Source organism: Citrobacter sp. Cpo037, from assembly GCF_030332945.1.
Lineage (GTDB): Bacteria > Pseudomonadota > Gammaproteobacteria > Enterobacterales > Enterobacteriaceae > Citrobacter > Citrobacter portucalensis.
The window spans coordinates 17,201-34,205 of record NZ_JAOWGW010000066.1; the positions used below are offsets into that span (position 1 = coordinate 17,201).

The following is a 17,005-nucleotide window of genomic DNA, read 5'->3' on the forward strand; positions in this document are numbered from 1 at the left end:
TTTGCAAAACCAAAGGGGATAGGGATATGAAAAAGACTTTGCTGCTTCTAATCGCAATAGCTGTTGCGGGCTGTTCAACTGAACCAGTTCTTCCACAAAATGCAAAAGAAGTTGATGCCGCGGTTGAATTTCATCAAAAACCAAATACGACAGAAGTTACCATCATTCGTGATAAAGGGTTTGTAGCTGGAGGGTGTGCTATCACATCCTATGTGAATGGCGTGCCAGTTGCTGAACTTGAAACAGGGGAAAAAGTTAGAGCTTATTTACCAGCGGGTGAAATAATTATTGGTGCTGGATTCGCTGGAAAGGGGCTATGTAGTGGAGCACCAAAAAAAGAGCGGGAGTTTATAATCAAACCTGACACACCGAGGGTGTTAAGAATATTCACGGATCAAAGTGGTAATGTTGATATTTTACCAATGACTGTAAATTGAAATATATTAAATATGAGAACCACCTTCGGGTGGTTTTTTTATGGGAGTAACAAATGCAAGAAGTAATGACTCAAATTGAGCTACATGGGCCTTTGGGAAAAACCTTTGGTAAGGTTCACCATCGCTTGATTAGCACTACTCACGAGGCATGCAGGGCGCTATCTGCCACTATTAAAGGCTTCGAGCAGTACATGCACACCAGTAAACAGCGAGGTCTGACCTTTGCGGTATTTCGTGGAAAGAAAAATATTGGGGAAGATGATTTAGGTTTCCCGGTGACTGGTGAAGTAATCAGAATTGTTCCAGTTACTATAGGTAGTAAAAAATCCGGTGTCCTTCAGACAATCCTAGGCGCAGTATTAGTAGCTGTTGGTGTCGTTCTAAATTTTACGCCTTTTGCAGCGGCCTCGCCTTTCTTCTATCAGGCTGGTGGTGCGTTGATCATTGGTGGCGTTGTTCAAATGCTTTCGCCACAGCCAGCAGGACTTGCCAGCAAACAGGATGCCGAAAATCGGGCATCGTATGCATTCGGTGGTGTAACTAACACTGCTGCTCAGGGTAATCCAGTTCCCCTTGGTTATGGGCGACGCCGGATCGGTGGCGCGATTATTTCTGCCGGAATTTATGTTGAAGATAAACAATAAGCTGAAAGGTGGGAGAAAGTTATGACCTTAGAGCAAAAGGTAAAATTTCAAGAAACAAAAGTTGATGATACTAAGGAAATAAAGGCGGTCCCTAAGGAACACGCCTTTGAACTAATTAAACCCAATGGGGTTATCGCTCTCCGGTTAGGGAAAATTTCGTAGCCTGGCAAATCCGAGCAAGCTCAATATAGCTACTTGCCCCCTGATTATGAGCTAGCGCTTGGTCAAGTTTGCTAAACAACTCAGCCTGCTTTTCTGTGTCCTTCCCTACAACTGTTGAGGCAAGCGCCCCAAATGCACTCATGAGAGCATAAGCAAGGTCCTCAGCGTTAGGTGGGTGCTCGTATCGACAGCTTCAAACTTATATTTAGTCATTTTAATCCTTCGTTAAGAGGTAATCAGCCATCCCTCCTTCCCAGAGTACGTCAGCGTCCCAGCGCTGACGGGCTGAGCTAACACATTAACCAGGGTTATAGATGAGCAACATCCTGATATTCAAACAGTAGCCACCTTATGGTGGCTTTTTTATGGGTGAAATATGGCGTCGAAAAAAATCACAGGGCGAAAAGGTGGTGGTTCTAAAAGCCGAACACCGACGGAACAACCGGATGATCTTCAGTCTGTTGCGAAGGCAAAGTTGCTGGTGGCGCTGGGGGAAGGTGAGTATGCCGGTGCTTTAACCGGAAAAGATATCTACCTCGATGGCACACCGCTGGAGAATGTCGACGGCTCCCAAAACTTTGGTGGCGTAGTTTGGGAATTTCGCGCTGGTACGCAGGCACAAAATTACATTCAGGGTATTCCCGGCACCGAAAACGAAATCAACGTTGGAACTGAAATATCTAGCGCCACAGCCTGGACGCGTACCTTTACGAACACGCAACTATCAGCCGTTCGCCTGCGACTGAAATGGCCTTCACTGTTTAAGCAGGAGGACAACGGCGATCTGGTAGGGTATTCCATCAATTATGCAATAGACCTGCAAACTGATGGTGGTACCTGGCAAACCGTTTTTAATACCAGCGTAACCGGCAAAACTACGTCTGGTTATGAGCGCAGCCACCGTATTGATTTACCGCAGGCTGGCAGCACCTGGACAATCCGATTGCGTAAGATTACCGCTGATGCAAACAGCGCGAAGATCGGCGATACGATGACGCTACAGAGCTTCACCGAGGTGATTGACGCCAAATTACGTTACCCGAATACCGCTCTGCTTTACATCGAATTTGACTCAAGCCAGTTCAATGGCTCTATCCCGCAGATTTCCTGCGAACCAAAAATGCGCGTGATCCGTGTGCCGGATAATTATAATCCTGAAACGAGGACTTACAGTGGTACATGGCAAGGGGCGTTTAAGTGGGCCTGGACCGATAACCCGGCGTGGATATTTTACGATCTGGTTATTACCGATCGCTTTGGTCTGGGGAATCGTCTGAGTGCAGCCAACATCGATAAATGGACGTTGTACCAGGTATCGCAGTATTGCGATCAGCCGGTACCGGATGGAAAGGGTGGAAGCGGGACAGAGCCACGCTATACCTGTAACGTCTATGTTCAGGACAGGAATGACGCTTACACTGTGCTGCGTGACTTTGCGGCTATATTCCGGGGTATGACGTACTGGGGCGGTGATCAGATTGTGGCGCTTGCGGATATGCCGAGAGATGTGGATTACGCTTACACCCGCGCTAACGTTATCGACGGACGCTTTACCTATTCCAGCAGTACAACAAAAACGCGGTATACCACGGCGTTGGTTTCCTGGTCTGATCCGGATAACGCCTATGCGGATGCGATGGAGCCGGTATTTGAGCAGCCTCTGGTGGCCCGGTACGGATTTAATCAGCTGGAAATGACAGCCATCGGTTGCACCCGTCAATCAGAAGCGAACCGAAAGGGGCGCTGGGGTATTCTCACCAACAATAAGGATCGTGTTGTTTCGTTTGATGTTGGCCTGGACGGAAACATTCCGCAGCCGGGATACATCATCGCCGTGTCAGACGAGCTTCTGTCCGGCAAAGTTATGGGCGGCCGCATCAGTGCTGTTAACGGTCGCGTGATTAAACTTGACCGCGCAGCTGATGCAGCAGCAGGCGATCGCCTTATTCTCAATCTTCCCTCCGGTGCGTCACAGAGCAGGACTATTCAGGCGATTAATGGGGAATCAGTCACAGTCACCACGGCATACAGTGAGACACCACAGGCCGAAGCAGTATGGGTGGTTGAGTCAGACGAGCTCTACGCCCAGCAGTATCGAGTTGTCAGCGTCTCCGATAATGATGATGGCACTTTTTCTATTACTGGCGCATGGCATGACCCGGATAAATATGCCCGTATCGATACCGGAGCCATCATTGACCAGCGGCCGGTGAGTGTGATCCCGCCGGGTAACCAGTCGCCGCCGGCTAACATTGTGATCAGCTCGTTTTCAGTGGTGCAGCAGAATATCAGCGTCGAAACCATGCGTGTGAGCTGGGACCAGGCGCAGAATGCCATCGCCTATGAGGCACAGTGGCGCCGCAATGACGGTAACTGGGTGAATGTGCCGCGCAGCTCCACCACGTCATTCGATGTTCCGGGCATTTATGCAGGGCGCTACCTCGTGCGTGTGCGCGCCATTAACGCCTCTGAAATATCCTCTGGCTGGGGCTACTCCGAAGAGAAAACGCTGACGGGCAAGGTAGGAAATCCACCGAAACCTGTCGGCTTTGCGACAACGCCGATCAACTGGGGGATTCGTCTGAACTGGGGATTCCCGGCTAATACCGGGGACACGCTGAAAACGGAAATTCAGTACACCGCGAACAGTGATTTCTCAAATCCCCTATTGTTGTCGGATGTGCCTTATCCGTCAGCCGAATACACCCAACTGGGACTGAAGGCGGGACAGGAGTTCTGGTACCGCGCGCAGCTGGTTGACAGAACGGGTAATGAATCAGGCTGGACCGACTGGGTTCGTGGTGTATCCAACGCGAATGCTGACGACTACCTGGGCGATATTGCTGATGACTTCCTGACGTCTGCAGACGGTGACCGCCTGACAAGCGACATTGATACCAACCTGGAAGCCGCGTTGCAGAATGCGCTGGCCAACCATGCAACCGTGGAACACCAGTGGGCGCAGTATGGTGAAGTACGCGCGGATATTCTGGTGGTTAAAACGACCATTGCGCAGGTCGATAAGGCCATGGCTGAAATGTCGACGCAGGTGCAGGCACAGTTCAATGATGTGACTGCCGCGCTGGAAGATAAGCTCACCGCCGTGGTTGATGCCACCGGAGCCTCTGCAATTTACACCCTCAAAACCGGAGTCCGGATTAACGGCGTGATGTATAACGCCGGAATGTCGATTGCGGTGCTGGCGGAAACGGGTAAGACGGTAGTCACTCGTGTCGGATTTAACGCCAATCAGTTCGTCCTGATGAGTGGCAGCGGTGATACGCAATATTCGCCGTTTGCGGTGGTCAATGGTCAGGTGTTTATCAGCGATGCGTTTATTCAGAATGCGAGTATTACCAGTGCGAAAATAAAGGATGCTGCCATTACGAATGCCAAAATTTCAGGCTCTGTATGGTCTGAAGGGTACAAAGTTGCCAGCCAGGGAGGGTGGTGTTTATCGAAATCTGACAATAACCTGTCTTTTACCGGGCCAACAGGACGGTTGCTTGTGCAGGTAGGTAAGCTTACAGGGGTAGCGCCTAATGTCTGATTATGGTTTTGCTTCATGGGATGCCAGTGGCGCCCCAAATAACTACGGAGTTAAGCCCATAAGCCTGGTTGGGAAAATAGATATGAATGATGGTCAGAAATCAGGGACATATTCATTTACCGTACCTGCCGGATTCAAATTAGGCTTTATGGTTGGCCTTTCTCCGTCATTTGATAATTATCAGGCCGGGCGAAGAACAATCAGCGTGAGTGGCAATGCTGTCGTTATCGGTAGTGCAGGTGATAATTCCATCGGCACTAACGTATATGTGGCAGACAAAACCCAGGTAGTTGTATTTCTGGAGAAAGTCTGATGGATTACGGGATAATGATAGTTAATGATGCAGGCAATCCTTTTATTACACCACAGTCTGTTCCCATATCGCTTTACTCAAAAGGTTCTGCTAACTCTATAAAACTGAGTTCAGGTAACAGTAGTGCAACAGTAACGCTGCCGAGGCCAAATAACTGGGGGGCTGTGATTCCGTTTGCCTATACGACGCAGCCATGTGCCCTGAAGGCATCTGTTGATGCAAATAATAATCTGGTTGTGACTGCAATCAATATCCTGGCCGCATCGTTCACTTTGTCTGTTTTTTTGTTTACTGAGTTTACTCCCACACTTCCTGATTACGGTTTTGCATCCTGGAATGCTGCCGGGGATTTGGTTTTCACTAATGAGATGAAGGTACTCACGGACGTTCAGACTTTGGGTAATCCGGCCTCAGATACGGATTCCGGGATAACGCTGGATAAAACGCTGAACGGACGGTTTGCCGTAATCCCGCAAATGACAGGCGTTATTCACTGGAGGAATACCGTGGCGGGGAACATTGTGCAGATACCCAACGGGTTCTCAGCGTATTTCAATGGGAACACCACCAGAGTGAACAGCCAGGCATATATTTTTACAGGTGGAAGCGGTTGGGTTCAGGCTGGTTACAGCAATAACGCAAGGGCAGCAATTGTTCTTGATGTATCGAATTATCTATAGCCTCAGTTTCGTCCTCACAAAATATCAATTCATTCTATCGAATAATATCCGGAGTCATTATGTCCGCAGGAACACTCACCCTGACGAATAACTCTGCTGCTGTTTCCGGCAGCGGAACCACATTTACCACAGAACTGGCAGCCGGTGATTTTATTGTCGCTACGGTCGGCGGCATTCCCTATACGCTCCCGGTTAAATCAGTGGAAAGTGATGCCGCGTTGACGCTGGTTAGTAACTTTACTGGACCAACACAATCAGGTGCGGCCTGGTCTGCCGTTCCCCGTGTGGCGCTGAATATGGTTACCGCCGCAATGGTGGTTCAGAACACTGAAGCGCTGCGCGGACTGAATTACGACAAGCAGAACTGGCAACGCATTTTTTCTGGGAGCGGCAATGTAACGGTAACTTTGCCGGATGGAACGACATGGACCGGCCCATCCTGGAATAGCATTACCACATCACTTTCAGGCAAGGCGGCAAAAGGTGCAAACAATGACATTACCTCGCTAAGCGGACTCACTACAGCGCTGTCTCTGGCTCAGGGTGGCACTGGGGCAAAGACCGAAGCGGGTGCTCGTGCAGGAATCGGACTTAAAAACGGGTTCCCAATTGCAGAATACAACGCAACAAATGAAACGGTTATAGATAATTTAGTTTCAAAAATGCGCGGTTTCAGTCTTGCCACAGTTCAAAATAGTGGGCAAATGACAGGGGATTTTTATGAAATTCCAGCGAATGCTCCGACTTTATGGGTGGGAGCAAATGACACCTGGTTCCTGATGAGTGTGCATTATCTGGCCCGTGGTATTCGTATAATGTCAGGATATGGTTCAGCTGGGGTATCTACAACAAGGATTCTGCTTGATAATCTTACAACAACAGTAGATGCGAATGGTTTCATTAAGAAAGCTTCTCCTGTTGTCAGGCTTACAAACAATCCAGAGATTATGCCAACCAGCTTTTTGGAGGAATTTAAGCTGTCAGGATATGCCGGTACGAACTGTGAGGCAGAAGGGGTGATAGCTGAAAAAATATCGACTGGTGTCTATGAAGTTCGCGGAGCCGTTGGACTGTGTAGCGAAGGATGGACCCTGGAAGTTCCTCGGGATGAAAATGGTAATCGACTGTGTTTTGTTAACACACAAATATCAGAAAATGGAACAATCACTGTTCGTGTTTTCAAACGTCGTTTCGATATTGATAGTGCGATGATCGTTGCAGGGGATGAAATGGATATCCCGGACGGTCGCTGGATAGATTTACGCCTGGAAATGCCGGACAGCAGTATCTGGAATCAGCGTCAGAAAGAAGCAATGGAAGCAGTAAAGGATACAGGTTCGTAAAAACGTACCCGAGAAAAAAAGATGATGCACTATGCACATTTTATAAAAATTTACTGTGGGGATAAATAAGTAATGTTATGGCAGTCAGGGAATTCTGTGACTGCCTGACCACGTTAAAAAACTAATCTGGCGAATTGTCTAGAACTAAGAAAACAACCACATATCAGCTTCTTCAAACATTTCCTGGACAGTACGGCTTATCTGTTCCTTCTCATGCTTGCTGGCGTCAGTGTTGATCGCCGGCAGTGTCATCATCGGTTTAACCCGAACATCAGCGTCGGGGAAAATCCGGTGAACCCTCTTACTCAATTCGCCCAGGATGATATCTTTCGCACCAGGCAGACCATCAAAATTCCTTTTGTCATAAACGAGTTCCACGAACATTGCTCATTGCTCCTTTACTGGATGGGTATACAGTATTTATACTGTGTTTTTATCCAGTATTCAAGAGAGGGCGTAAACATGGGCTTTCCTTCACCAGCTACCGACTATATAGAGCAGCGGGTTACGCCAGCCAGTGTCTGCATGACTCCCGACAGTCGCATCCTCGAGACGTCGGCGGGTTATGCGCTCATCGTCCCGGTCACGCGCCCACAGCAGGGTGATGCGCTGTTGATTCTGTCCGGAGGTCGGACGCAGTTTGCGAAGCTTAGGGGGAAAGCGTTAATCACGGATGACGGCGAAGCGATCGAAGGTGATGCAGCTGAAGAGGCTGAGGTTATGAGGCGGGTGACGCACTTTATCAACAGCACTGATGCTGCGATATCTCTTGAGGCGGCATTGGCGCAGTTTTGAGACATATGTACGATAGAAAAATTCCGAAGATTGGCAATAGATCTCTTTATATTTGCATTCAAATTTTGTTTATTATGTATTTACATAACGTAAATTTATAAAATTTAATAAAAACAACTCAGATTGCTTATTTTTAAAGATGCATTTAATATATATGTTATAAATTGCAAAGCTCATTAAGGGATTCCCCAGTGAATATTGATAAAATGAAGATCCATCATGCCGAGATTATCCATAAAATTAGCCGCCTCAGGGAGCTTAGCCGGGCGGGTGTGACGGCTCATGCGCAAGAAATCGCTCAAACCGTTATCAGTATGAGTTCTGTGATTAAAGTACACCTTTCTGCCGAAGATCAGTTTTTATATCCTTATCTGGAAAAGGTGAACGATCAAAAGCTAAAAACAATGAGCGTAAATTTTCAGCGCGAGATGGCTGATATTGTTGCCGAGTATGAAAAGTTTTCCCGTCGCTGGAATACGGCAAATAAGCTTATCAATTGTGACGAGGCATTTCGCCGCGACGCGAATGTAGTGTTGCGCAAGGTGCATGAACGAATGCAGCGCGAGGATCATAATTTTTATCCGCTGGTAGAGCAGCTTTAAAAAAGGGCGGCAATGGTTCATCCAATACGGGAATTTGGTTTCCCGTATCCAGAAAGGTATGAAAAGGACTTGGTAAAAGCTGGCACTACTCCGAAACTAACCACATATCGGATTCTTCAAACATTTCCTCCAGCATGCGGTTCAGCTTCTCCCGATCGCTTTTGCTGGCATCGCTGTTTAAGCCGTTCGCCTGCATCGGCTTAACCTTCACTTCTGCATCCGGAAAGATCCGGTGCACTCGCTTTGTTAACTCATTCAGAATTATTTCTCTGGCACCTGTTAATCCTTCAACATTCCGTTTGTCGTACACCAACTCAACGAACATACCGCCTCCAAAGCAACAATGATTTTGCACGCAATTTATACTGTTTATTTATACAGCGTCAACGGTTGGGCACGTAGCTTTTTAAGGAAGGTTTTTGGGGCATGTATGGGGCATAAATGCCAGTCTTGGGGCATGGTTGGGACATTTTAACTCATATGAACTTAACCGAATTTCATATGGAGGCGTCTTATAATGCACTGATTAACCTAAAGAAAACACATGCTCTTGGGCGTTCTTTAGTGATTTTAAAAATTACCGCGTCACGCAGTTAAAGTGGCGGGCATATTCTTCAAGGCTGGTGATCCCTAGACGCACCCATTTTGGATGCGACCACTGGGGTAAACCGATATAGATCATAGCGCTTGCAGAATCTCCTCCACGCTGCGAACGCGCGCAATGCGCGGGAAAATGTGAGTCATGCTGCCCTGGTGTTGTTCAGCACTGGCGGCGCTACAGGCATCCTCTGCAATGATCAGACTGAAACCCAGCTCCCACGCATTTCTCGCCGTTGACTCCACGCCAATGTTAGTAGAGATGCCGCACAGGACGATGGTATCGATGCCCCGGCGACGCAGCTGCAATTCCAGATCGGTGCCATAGAAGGCTCCCCACTGGCGTTTAGTCACTTCGATATCGCTGGCGCATTTCCCCAAAGCAGCCGGGTAATGCCACCAGTTTTCGGGCAACGCTTTTGCCGGAGTATGAGCATCTACCGGTTGTTTCAGCGTTTCGGCGTAATCGTCAGACCAGCCAACGCGCACCATTACCACCGGGGAACCGTGGGCACGGAATTTTTCCGCCAACTGCGCGGCGCGGGTAACCACATCCTGTGCCGTATGAGGTCCGCCAGCGAAAGGCAGGATCCCTTCCTGTAAATCAATCACGACAAGGGCGGTTGTTTTAGCGTTCAATTCCAGCATGGTCACTCCAGTAATAAAAGAATTCCGTTACACCTTAATCGCGAATCAGTGTGAAAGGGGCGACAATTTTTGTTATTTTTTGTGAGATTACGCAATGCCCGTCCAGGAAACAGGCGTACAGTCAGTACCGGACTGAGAGTCTATCCCAGTAGGCTCTTATCGTGCGGCAGAATTTCCAGTATAATAGCCGCCTTTTTTCATTCAGTTGTGACATTCAGCTAAAGCTGCGACTTCGTCATCTGCGAGACAGGTGACAATCCGCCTGCGGCAAAGTTAAGGGATATCTCATGCGTACAGAATATTGCGGACAGCTACGTCTGTCCCACGAGGGGCAGCAGGTGACTCTGTGTGGTTGGGTCAACCGTCGTCGTGATCTTGGTAGCCTGATCTTTATCGATATGCGCGACCGCGAAGGTATCGTGCAGGTATTTTTCGATCCGGACCGTGCGGACGCGTTAAAGCTGGCCTCCGAACTGCGTAATGAGTTCTGCATCCAGGTTACGGGCACTGTGCGTGCGCGTGACGCGAAAAACGTCAACGCCGATATGGCGACGGGCGAAATTGAAGTACTGGCCTCCGATCTGACCATCATCAACCGTTCAGACTCGCTGCCGTTGGACTCTAACCACGTCAACACCGAAGAAGCGCGACTGAAGTATCGCTATTTAGATCTGCGTCGCCCTGAAATGGCGCAGCGCCTGAAAACGCGTGCTAAAATCACCAGCCTGGTGCGTCGTTTTATGGACGACCACGGCTTCCTCGACATCGAAACACCGATGCTGACCAAAGCAACGCCGGAAGGCGCGCGCGATTACCTGGTACCTTCTCGCGTACATAAAGGTAAATTCTACGCGCTGCCGCAATCACCTCAGTTGTTTAAACAGCTGCTGATGATGTCTGGCTTTGACCGCTACTATCAGATCGTAAAATGCTTCCGTGATGAAGACTTACGAGCTGACCGTCAGCCTGAATTTACCCAGATCGACGTTGAGACTTCCTTCATGACCGCACCGCAGGTGCGTGAAGTGATGGAAGCGCTGGTACGTAACCTGTGGCTGGAAGTTAAAGGCGTGGATCTGGGTGATTTCCCGATCATGACCTTTGCCGAAGCTGAGCGTCGCTACGGTTCCGATAAACCAGACCTGCGTAACCCGATGGAGCTGGTGGACGTTGCCGATCTGGTGAAAGACGTTGAGTTTGCAGTGTTCTCTGGTCCGGCAAACGATGCGAAAGGCCGCGTAGCTGCTCTGCGTGTACCGGGCGGTGCTGCACTGAGCCGTAAGCAAATTGACGATTACGGTAACTTTATCAAGATTTACGGCGCGAAAGGTCTGGCTTACATCAAAGTCACCGAACGTGCGAAAGGTCTGGAAGGTATCACCAGTCCGGTTGCTAAGTTCCTGAACGCAGAAATCGTGGAAGCGATTCTGGCACGTACCGGTGCGCAAGACGGCGACATGATTTTCTTCGGTGCCGACAACAAGAAAGTGGTTGCCGACGCGATGGGCGCGCTGCGTCTGAAACTGGGTAAAGACCTGAACATCACCGACGAAGCCAAATGGGCGCCGCTGTGGGTTATCGACTTCCCAATGTTTGAAGACGATGGTGAAGGCGGACTGACCGCAATGCATCACCCGTTCACCGCGCCGAAAGATATGACGGCCGCTGAGCTGAAAGCAGCGCCGGAAGACGCGGTTGCCAACGCATACGATATGGTCATCAACGGTTACGAAGTAGGCGGCGGTTCCGTGCGTATTCACAACGGCGACATGCAGCAAACCGTATTCGGTATTCTGGGCATTAACGAGCAAGAGCAGCGTGAGAAATTCGGCTTCCTGCTGGATGCGCTAAAATATGGTACACCGCCGCATGCGGGCCTGGCGTTTGGTCTGGACCGTCTGACTATGCTGTTGACCGGTACTGACAACATTCGTGACGTTATTGCTTTCCCGAAAACCACGGCTGCAGCGTGTCTGATGACTGAAGCGCCAAGCTTTGCCAACGCAGCTGCGCTGGCGGAACTGAGCATTCAGGTTGTTAAGAAGGCCGAGAATAACTGATATGACATATAAACAGCCTGTCTCGGTGTTAGTCGTGATTTATGCAAAGGACACCGGGAGAGTGCTGATGTTACAGCGACGCGACGATCCTGATTTCTGGCAGTCGGTCACCGGCAGCCTTGAAGAAGGTGAAACCGCGTCGCAAGCCGCTATGCGCGAAGTAAAGGAAGAGGTCGCCATTGATGTTGCATCTGAGCAACTGACCTTAATTGACTGTCAGCGCACGGTGGAGTTTGAGATTTTTAGCCATTTACGTCATCGCTATGCACCGGGAATTGAACGTAATACTGAATCCTGGTTTTGCCTGGCACTTCCCTCAGAACGAAAGATCGTGTTCACCGAACATCTGACCTATCGTTGGGTTAATGCGGTTGAAGCCGCCCAATTAACTAAGTCGTGGAGTAACCGGCAGGCGATTGAAGAGTTTGTAATTAACGTCGCCTGAAAAGGCGCGCTTTTTGGAGATATTATTTATGGCAGGTCATAGTAAATGGGCCAACACCAGACACCGTAAAGCAGCGCAGGATGCTAAACGCGGTAAAATTTTCACCAAAATAATTCGTGAGCTGGTGACGGCGGCTAAACTGGGCGGCGGCGATCCGGATGCTAACCCGCGTCTGCGTGCAGCGGTTGATAAAGCGCTGGCTAACAACATGACCCGTGACACCCTGAACCGTGCAATCGCGCGCGGTGTGGGTGGTGATGAAGATTCCAACATGGAAACCATCATCTATGAAGGTTACGGTCCTGGCGGTACAGCCGTTATGATTGAATGTCTGTCTGACAACCGTAACCGTACCGTTGCGGAAGTGCGTCACGCGTTCACGAAAACGGGTGGTAACCTCGGTACCGACGGTTCCGTGGCTTATCTGTTCAGCAAAAAAGGCGTAATCTCCTTTGAACAGGGCGACGAAGACGCCATCATGGAAGCGGCGCTGGAAGCAGGTGCTGAAGACGTTGTGACCTTCGACGACGGCGCAATTGACGTTTACACCGCGTGGGAAGAGATGGGCAAAGTACGTGACGCGCTGGAAGCGGCTGGTCTGAAAGCGGACGCAGCTGAAGTGTCTATGATCCCATCCACCAAAGCGGATATGGATGCAGAAACAGCGCCGAAGCTGATGCGTCTGATCGATATGCTAGAAGACTGCGACGACGTGCAGGAAGTTTACCACAACGGTGAAATCTCCGATGAGGTTGCTGCCACCTTAGAATGATGTGGTTAAGCCATAAAATAACAGGAGATGCGTGATGTCTATTATTCTCGGCATTGACCCGGGGTCGCGCATCACCGGTTATGGTGTTATTCGTCAGGTCGGCAGGCAGCTGACCTACCTCGGCAGCGGCTGCATTCGCACCAAAGTCGACGATCTACCGTCACGTCTGAAGTTGATTTACGCGGGCGTGACGGAAATCATCACCCAGTTTCAGCCGGACTATTTTGCCATTGAGCAGGTTTTTATGGCGAAGAACGCCGACTCGGCGCTAAAGCTGGGACAGGCTCGCGGCGTGGCAATCGTTGCGGCGACCAATCAGGATCTACCGGTCTTTGAATACGCGGCCCGCCAGGTAAAACAGACCGTGGTGGGGATCGGTAGCGCGGAAAAAAGCCAGGTCCAGCATATGGTACGCACGCTGCTAAAACTCCCGGCGAATCCGCAAGCGGATGCTGCGGATGCACTGGCGATTGCCATTACCCACTGCCATGTCAGTCAGAACGCCATGCAAATGAGCGAGTCGAGGCTGAATTTGGCGCGAGGTCGATTACGTTAGTGACAAATGAGGCTGGATATCTATCCAGCCTTTTTTTATGATAGCGCATTACCTTTTAGCCCTTAACGCAGGAGCGTCACGTGATAGGCAGACTCAGAGGCATCATTATTGAAAAACAACCCCCGCTGGTCCTTCTGGAAACGGGCGGGGTAGGCTATGAAGTGCATATGCCGATGACCTGTTTCTACGAGTTGCCGGAAGCCGGGCAAGAAGCGATTATTTTCACCCATTTTGTGGTGCGAGAAGATGCTCAGCTATTGTATGGCTTTAACAACAAGCAAGAGCGCACGCTGTTTAAAGAGTTAATCAAAACCAATGGCGTGGGACCGAAGCTGGCGCTGGCGATCCTCTCCGGTATGTCTGCTCAGCAGTTCGTTAATGCCGTGGAGCGCGAAGAGCTGGGCGCGCTGGTGAAATTACCGGGTATTGGTAAAAAAACCGCAGAACGCCTGATTGTAGAAATGAAAGACCGCTTTAAAGGTTTACATGGTGATCTCTTTACGCCAGCAGCGGATCTGGTCCTGACGTCTCCGGCAAGTCCGACAACGGACGACGCCGAGCAGGAAGCGGTTGCTGCGCTGGTGGCGTTGGGCTATAAACCACAGGAAGCCAGCCGCATGGTGAGCAAAATTGCCCGCCCTGATGCCAGCAGTGAAACCCTGATTCGTGAAGCGCTTCGCGCGGCATTGTGAGGTAACGGATGATTGAAGCAGATCGCCTGATTTCGGCTGTCAGCACTACCCCTGAAGATCTGGTGGATCGTGCGATTCGCCCAAAATTGCTGGAAGAGTATATTGGCCAGCCTCAGGTCCGTTCGCAAATGGAGATTTTTATCCAGGCGGCGAAGCTGCGCGGTGACGCTCTCGATCACCTGCTGATTTTCGGTCCTCCTGGTCTGGGTAAAACTACGCTTGCCAATATTGTCGCTAATGAAATGGGTGTTAACCTGCGCACCACGTCCGGTCCGGTACTGGAAAAAGCGGGTGACCTGGCGGCAATGCTTACCAACCTTGAACCCCACGATGTGCTGTTTATCGATGAAATTCATCGTCTGTCACCAGTGGTGGAAGAGGTGCTGTATCCGGCGATGGAAGATTATCAGCTGGATATCATGATTGGTGAAGGGCCGGCTGCCCGTTCGATTAAGATCGATCTGCCGCCGTTCACGCTAATCGGGGCGACGACGCGCGCCGGGTCGTTAACCTCTCCGCTGCGTGACCGTTTTGGTATTGTGCAGCGCCTGGAGTTCTATCAGGTGGCAGACCTGCAGCACATTGTTGGGCGTAGCGCACGCTTTATGGGCCTGGAAATGAGCGATGAAGGCGCGCTGGAAGTGGCACGCCGCGCCCGCGGTACGCCGCGTATCGCCAACCGTTTATTACGCCGGGTACGTGATTTCGCTGAAGTGAAGCATGACGGCACGATTTCGGCTGATATTGCCGCCCAGGCGCTGGATATGCTCAATGTGGATGCGGAAGGATTCGATTATATGGACCGTAAGCTGCTGCTGGCGGTTATCGATAAATTCTTTGGCGGACCGGTAGGACTGGATAACCTGGCAGCGGCGATTGGGGAAGAGCGTGAAACCATTGAGGACGTGCTGGAGCCGTATCTGATTCAGCAAGGTTTTCTGCAGCGTACGCCGCGTGGACGTATGGCAACCGTGCGCGCCTGGAACCATTTTGGCATTACACCGCCACAGATGCCTTAGTGCCTGATGTCGTGACGCTCATCAGGCCTGGGCGATTTTGTAGGCCCGGTAAGCGCAGCGCCACCGGGCAACGCATGCTTAGTTCGCCTGCTTTTTCATCATGCTGAAAATAAACAGCAGCGCGGCGCACAGCACCACGGAAGGACCTGCCGGGGTGTCATAGAAGGCCGAGAAGGTCAGCCCGCCTGTAACCGCTATCATTCCCACTCCAACGGCAACCCCTGCCATCTGCTCCGGCGTACGGGCAAAGCGACGGGCGGTCGCCGCAGGGATGATAAGCAGTGAGGTGATAATCAGCGCCCCGACAAACTTCATCGCCACACCAATCGTTAACGCCGTAACCAGCATCAGCAGCAGCTTCACGCGTTGCAGCTTCACACCATCGACAAATGCCAGATCAGGACTGATGGTCATCGACAGCAGGTTACGCCACTGCCAGAACAGAATCGCCAGAACAATAACCACGCCGATGGCGATGGAGATAAGATCTTCTGGCGTCACGGCGAGCAAATCACCAAACAGGTAAGCCATCAGATCTACACGGATGTTGGACATCAGGCTGACAACAACCAGCCCCAATGACAATGCGCTGTGCGCCATAATACCCAGCAAGGTATCGATCGCAAGGTGAGGGCGCTTCTCCAGCCATACCAGACCGCCAGCCAGCAACAGGGTGACGGCGATAACCGCATAGAAAGGGTTTACATCCAGCAGCAGGCCAAAGGCGACCCCCAGCAGCGAAGCGTGGGCCAGCGTATCACCGAAATAAGACATTCGACGCCAGACTACAAACGAGCCGAGTGGGCCAGCGGCACAGGCCAGCATGATCCCGGCTAACCAACCGGGTAATAACAATTCAATCATGAGTGACCATTTCCCCGGCGTAAGACGATACGACCCTGTAAATCGTGGCGGTGATTGTGATTATGACGGTAAATTCCGAGTTGTTCGGCGCCGCGTTGCCCGAACATTGAGATGAATTCCGGGTGCATAGAAACCACTTCCGGCGCACCGGAACAGCAAATATGATGGTTCAGGCACAGTACCTCATCGGTTTTGGCCATCACCAGATGCAGGTCATGGGAAACCATCAGTACGGCGCAATCCAGTTCACGTCGCAACTGGTCGATAAGGTCGTACAGTGCGACCTGCCCATTGACATCCACGCCCTGGGTTGGTTCATCGAGCACCAGTAGCTGAGGTTTATTCAATAAAGCACGGGCCAACAGGACGCGTTGCGTTTCCCCGCCAGAGAGCTTTTGCATCGGCGCATCCATCAGATGCCCGGCCTGAACGCGCTTCAGTGCCGGAAGGATATCCTCTTTTTTGGTGCCGGGACGTAAGCGCATAAACCGACTTACCGTCAGTGGCAGCGTAGTATCGAGGTACAGTTTTTGCGGTACATAGCCAATCCGCAATTGACCATTACGCTTGATTACGCCCTCATCAGCCGCTACCAGCCCTAATACAACGCGCACCAGCGTAGACTTCCCGGCGCCATTTGGGCCGAGAAGCGTTAAAATTTTACCGGGTCGAAGTTCAAGCGATACGTCAGACAGGACGCGGCGTTGACCATAAGAGACCGAGACATTTTCCAGTGAAACCAAAGTCGTCATATCAATTTTAGTCTTGCAGAAGTTATAGAATGTTATAATATCACATTTCTTGTATTCATTACGATGATTGGTCG

The 17,005-nt window shown here is 50.5% G+C and carries 19 protein-coding genes and 1 pseudogene; 14 read left to right on the forward strand and 6 right to left on the reverse strand.

Going from position 1 to position 17,005, the window contains the following annotated elements; genetic code table 11:
* Positions 1 to 26: 26 nt before the first annotated feature.
* From OGX94_RS14650 to OGX94_RS14675, 6 genes are all read left to right on the forward strand, one after another.
* Positions 27 to 437 carry a hypothetical protein gene (locus OGX94_RS14650; RefSeq protein WP_043016030.1) on the forward strand — a complete coding sequence of 137 codons (411 nt, stop codon included), beginning with the start codon at positions 27 to 29 and terminating at the stop codon, positions 435 to 437.
* 53 nt (positions 438 to 490) lie between these two features.
* Positions 491 to 1,081: a tail assembly protein gene (locus tag OGX94_RS14655; RefSeq protein WP_286569473.1), complete on the forward strand. Its 591-nt coding sequence runs from the start codon at positions 491 to 493 to the stop codon at positions 1,079 to 1,081.
* A 538-nt stretch (positions 1,082 to 1,619) separates the two neighbouring features.
* Positions 1,620 to 4,793, forward strand: a complete 3,174-nt coding sequence (locus OGX94_RS14660) for a TipJ family phage tail tip protein (protein WP_286569475.1) — start codon at positions 1,620 to 1,622, stop codon at positions 4,791 to 4,793.
* Positions 4,786 to 5,106 carry a hypothetical protein gene (locus tag OGX94_RS14665; protein WP_286569476.1) on the forward strand — a complete coding sequence of 107 codons (321 nt, stop codon included), beginning with the start codon at positions 4,786 to 4,788 and terminating at the stop codon, positions 5,104 to 5,106. The genes OGX94_RS14660 and OGX94_RS14665 overlap by 8 nt, the downstream gene beginning before the upstream one ends.
* Positions 5,106 to 5,786, forward strand: a complete 681-nt coding sequence (locus OGX94_RS14670; RefSeq protein WP_286569478.1) for a hypothetical protein — start codon at positions 5,106 to 5,108, stop codon at positions 5,784 to 5,786. The genes OGX94_RS14665 and OGX94_RS14670 overlap by 1 nt, the downstream gene beginning before the upstream one ends.
* A gap of 59 nt (positions 5,787 to 5,845) precedes the next feature.
* Positions 5,846 to 7,129, forward strand: coding sequence for a phage tail fiber protein (locus OGX94_RS14675; RefSeq protein ID WP_286569480.1), 1,284 nt, complete (start codon positions 5,846 to 5,848; stop codon positions 7,127 to 7,129).
* Between the two features lie 144 nt (positions 7,130 to 7,273).
* Here the strand turns inward: OGX94_RS14675 and OGX94_RS14680 are convergent, their stop codons facing one another.
* Positions 7,274 to 7,513 (reverse strand): DinI family protein, encoded by a 240-nt coding sequence (locus tag OGX94_RS14680; RefSeq protein ID WP_286547859.1) that lies wholly within the window; start codon positions 7,511 to 7,513, stop codon positions 7,274 to 7,276.
* Positions 7,514 to 7,591: 78 nt separating this feature from the next.
* On the opposite strand from OGX94_RS14680, the gene OGX94_RS14685 reads away from it, so the two are divergent.
* On the forward strand, positions 7,592 to 7,924 hold the full coding sequence (locus tag OGX94_RS14685; RefSeq protein WP_048216169.1) for a hypothetical protein: 333 nt from the start codon (positions 7,592 to 7,594) through the stop codon (positions 7,922 to 7,924).
* 191 nt (positions 7,925 to 8,115) lie between these two features.
* Complete coding sequence (locus tag OGX94_RS14690; RefSeq protein WP_275397587.1) at positions 8,116 to 8,526, forward strand: hemerythrin domain-containing protein; 411 nt, start codon at positions 8,116 to 8,118, stop codon at positions 8,524 to 8,526.
* Positions 8,527 to 8,611: 85 nt separating this feature from the next.
* On the opposite strand, the gene OGX94_RS14695 is transcribed toward OGX94_RS14690, so the two are convergent.
* The 3 genes and pseudogenes from OGX94_RS14695 to OGX94_RS14705 form a co-directional block, all read right to left on the reverse strand.
* On the reverse strand, positions 8,612 to 8,851 hold the full coding sequence (locus tag OGX94_RS14695) for a DinI family protein (protein WP_000497460.1): 240 nt from the start codon (positions 8,849 to 8,851) through the stop codon (positions 8,612 to 8,614).
* A gap of 261 nt (positions 8,852 to 9,112) precedes the next feature.
* Positions 9,113 to 9,208 (reverse strand): annotated as a pseudogene (locus tag OGX94_RS14700) (hypothetical protein); the annotation flags it as partial.
* The gene (locus OGX94_RS14705; RefSeq protein ID WP_126957904.1) at positions 9,205 to 9,771 is read right to left on the reverse strand and encodes a hydrolase; all 567 of its coding nucleotides are present in this window, start codon (positions 9,769 to 9,771) and stop codon (positions 9,205 to 9,207) included. The gene OGX94_RS14705 and the pseudogene OGX94_RS14700, both read right to left, overlap by 4 nt.
* A gap of 287 nt (positions 9,772 to 10,058) precedes the next feature.
* Between OGX94_RS14705 and aspS the strand changes: the two genes are divergently transcribed.
* From aspS to ruvB, 6 genes are all read left to right on the forward strand, one after another.
* Complete coding sequence (gene aspS, locus OGX94_RS14710) at positions 10,059 to 11,831, forward strand: aspartate--tRNA ligase (protein WP_003833841.1); 1,773 nt, start codon at positions 10,059 to 10,061, stop codon at positions 11,829 to 11,831.
* A 1-nt stretch (position 11,832) separates the two neighbouring features.
* Complete coding sequence (gene nudB / locus OGX94_RS14715) at positions 11,833 to 12,276, forward strand: dihydroneopterin triphosphate diphosphatase (protein WP_003833839.1); 444 nt, start codon at positions 11,833 to 11,835, stop codon at positions 12,274 to 12,276.
* A 28-nt stretch (positions 12,277 to 12,304) separates the two neighbouring features.
* Positions 12,305 to 13,048, forward strand: a complete 744-nt coding sequence (locus OGX94_RS14720) for a YebC/PmpR family DNA-binding transcriptional regulator (protein WP_003833836.1) — start codon at positions 12,305 to 12,307, stop codon at positions 13,046 to 13,048.
* Positions 13,049 to 13,082: 34 nt separating this feature from the next.
* Positions 13,083 to 13,604, forward strand: coding sequence for a crossover junction endodeoxyribonuclease RuvC (ruvC, locus tag OGX94_RS14725; RefSeq protein ID WP_003034867.1), 522 nt, complete (start codon positions 13,083 to 13,085; stop codon positions 13,602 to 13,604).
* An 80-nt stretch (positions 13,605 to 13,684) separates the two neighbouring features.
* Positions 13,685 to 14,296, forward strand: coding sequence for a Holliday junction branch migration protein RuvA (ruvA, locus tag OGX94_RS14730; protein ID WP_003034869.1), 612 nt, complete (start codon positions 13,685 to 13,687; stop codon positions 14,294 to 14,296).
* Between the two features lie 8 nt (positions 14,297 to 14,304).
* A complete protein-coding gene (gene ruvB / locus OGX94_RS14735; RefSeq protein WP_003034872.1) occupies positions 14,305 to 15,315 on the forward strand; it encodes a Holliday junction branch migration DNA helicase RuvB in 1,011 nt (336 codons plus the stop codon).
* A gap of 78 nt (positions 15,316 to 15,393) precedes the next feature.
* Here ruvB and znuB read toward each other — a convergent pair whose 3' ends face one another.
* The gene (gene znuB / locus OGX94_RS14740) at positions 15,394 to 16,179 is read right to left on the reverse strand and encodes a zinc ABC transporter permease subunit ZnuB (RefSeq protein ID WP_003833831.1); all 786 of its coding nucleotides are present in this window, start codon (positions 16,177 to 16,179) and stop codon (positions 15,394 to 15,396) included.
* The gene (znuC, locus tag OGX94_RS14745) at positions 16,176 to 16,931 is read right to left on the reverse strand and encodes a zinc ABC transporter ATP-binding protein ZnuC (RefSeq protein WP_003833829.1); all 756 of its coding nucleotides are present in this window, start codon (positions 16,929 to 16,931) and stop codon (positions 16,176 to 16,178) included. Before znuC ends, znuB begins: the two co-directional genes overlap by 4 nt.
* Positions 16,932 to 17,005 lie beyond the last annotated feature (74 nt).

Excerpts from the sequence above, each read along its gene's own strand:
- OGX94_RS14650 (WP_043016030.1), top strand. The coding sequence starts at position 27 with ATGAAAAAGACTTTGCTGCTTCTAATCGCAATAGCTGTTGCGGGCTGT.
- OGX94_RS14655 (WP_286569473.1), top strand. The coding sequence starts at position 491 with ATGCAAGAAGTAATGACTCAAATTGAGCTACATGGGCCTTTGGGAAAA.
- OGX94_RS14660 (WP_286569475.1), top strand. The coding sequence starts at position 1,620 with ATGGCGTCGAAAAAAATCACAGGGCGAAAAGGTGGTGGTTCTAAAAGC.
- OGX94_RS14665 (WP_286569476.1), top strand. The coding sequence starts at position 4,786 with ATGTCTGATTATGGTTTTGCTTCATGGGATGCCAGTGGCGCCCCAAAT.
- OGX94_RS14670 (WP_286569478.1), top strand. The coding sequence starts at position 5,106 with ATGGATTACGGGATAATGATAGTTAATGATGCAGGCAATCCTTTTATT.
- OGX94_RS14675 (WP_286569480.1), top strand. The coding sequence starts at position 5,846 with ATGTCCGCAGGAACACTCACCCTGACGAATAACTCTGCTGCTGTTTCC.
- OGX94_RS14680 (WP_286547859.1), bottom strand. The coding sequence starts at position 7,513 with ATGTTCGTGGAACTCGTTTATGACAAAAGGAATTTTGATGGTCTGCCT.
- OGX94_RS14685 (WP_048216169.1), top strand. The coding sequence starts at position 7,592 with ATGGGCTTTCCTTCACCAGCTACCGACTATATAGAGCAGCGGGTTACG.
- OGX94_RS14695 (WP_000497460.1), bottom strand. The coding sequence starts at position 8,851 with ATGTTCGTTGAGTTGGTGTACGACAAACGGAATGTTGAAGGATTAACA.
- OGX94_RS14705 (WP_126957904.1), bottom strand. The coding sequence starts at position 9,771 with ATGCTGGAATTGAACGCTAAAACAACCGCCCTTGTCGTGATTGATTTA.
- aspS (WP_003833841.1), top strand. The coding sequence starts at position 10,059 with ATGCGTACAGAATATTGCGGACAGCTACGTCTGTCCCACGAGGGGCAG.
- nudB (WP_003833839.1), top strand. The coding sequence starts at position 11,833 with ATGACATATAAACAGCCTGTCTCGGTGTTAGTCGTGATTTATGCAAAG.
- OGX94_RS14720 (WP_003833836.1), top strand. The coding sequence starts at position 12,305 with ATGGCAGGTCATAGTAAATGGGCCAACACCAGACACCGTAAAGCAGCG.
- ruvC (WP_003034867.1), top strand. The coding sequence starts at position 13,083 with ATGTCTATTATTCTCGGCATTGACCCGGGGTCGCGCATCACCGGTTAT.
- ruvB (WP_003034872.1), top strand. The coding sequence starts at position 14,305 with ATGATTGAAGCAGATCGCCTGATTTCGGCTGTCAGCACTACCCCTGAA.
- znuB (WP_003833831.1), bottom strand. The coding sequence starts at position 16,179 with ATGATTGAATTGTTATTACCCGGTTGGTTAGCCGGGATCATGCTGGCC.
- znuC (WP_003833829.1), bottom strand. The coding sequence starts at position 16,931 with ATGACGACTTTGGTTTCACTGGAAAATGTCTCGGTCTCTTATGGTCAA.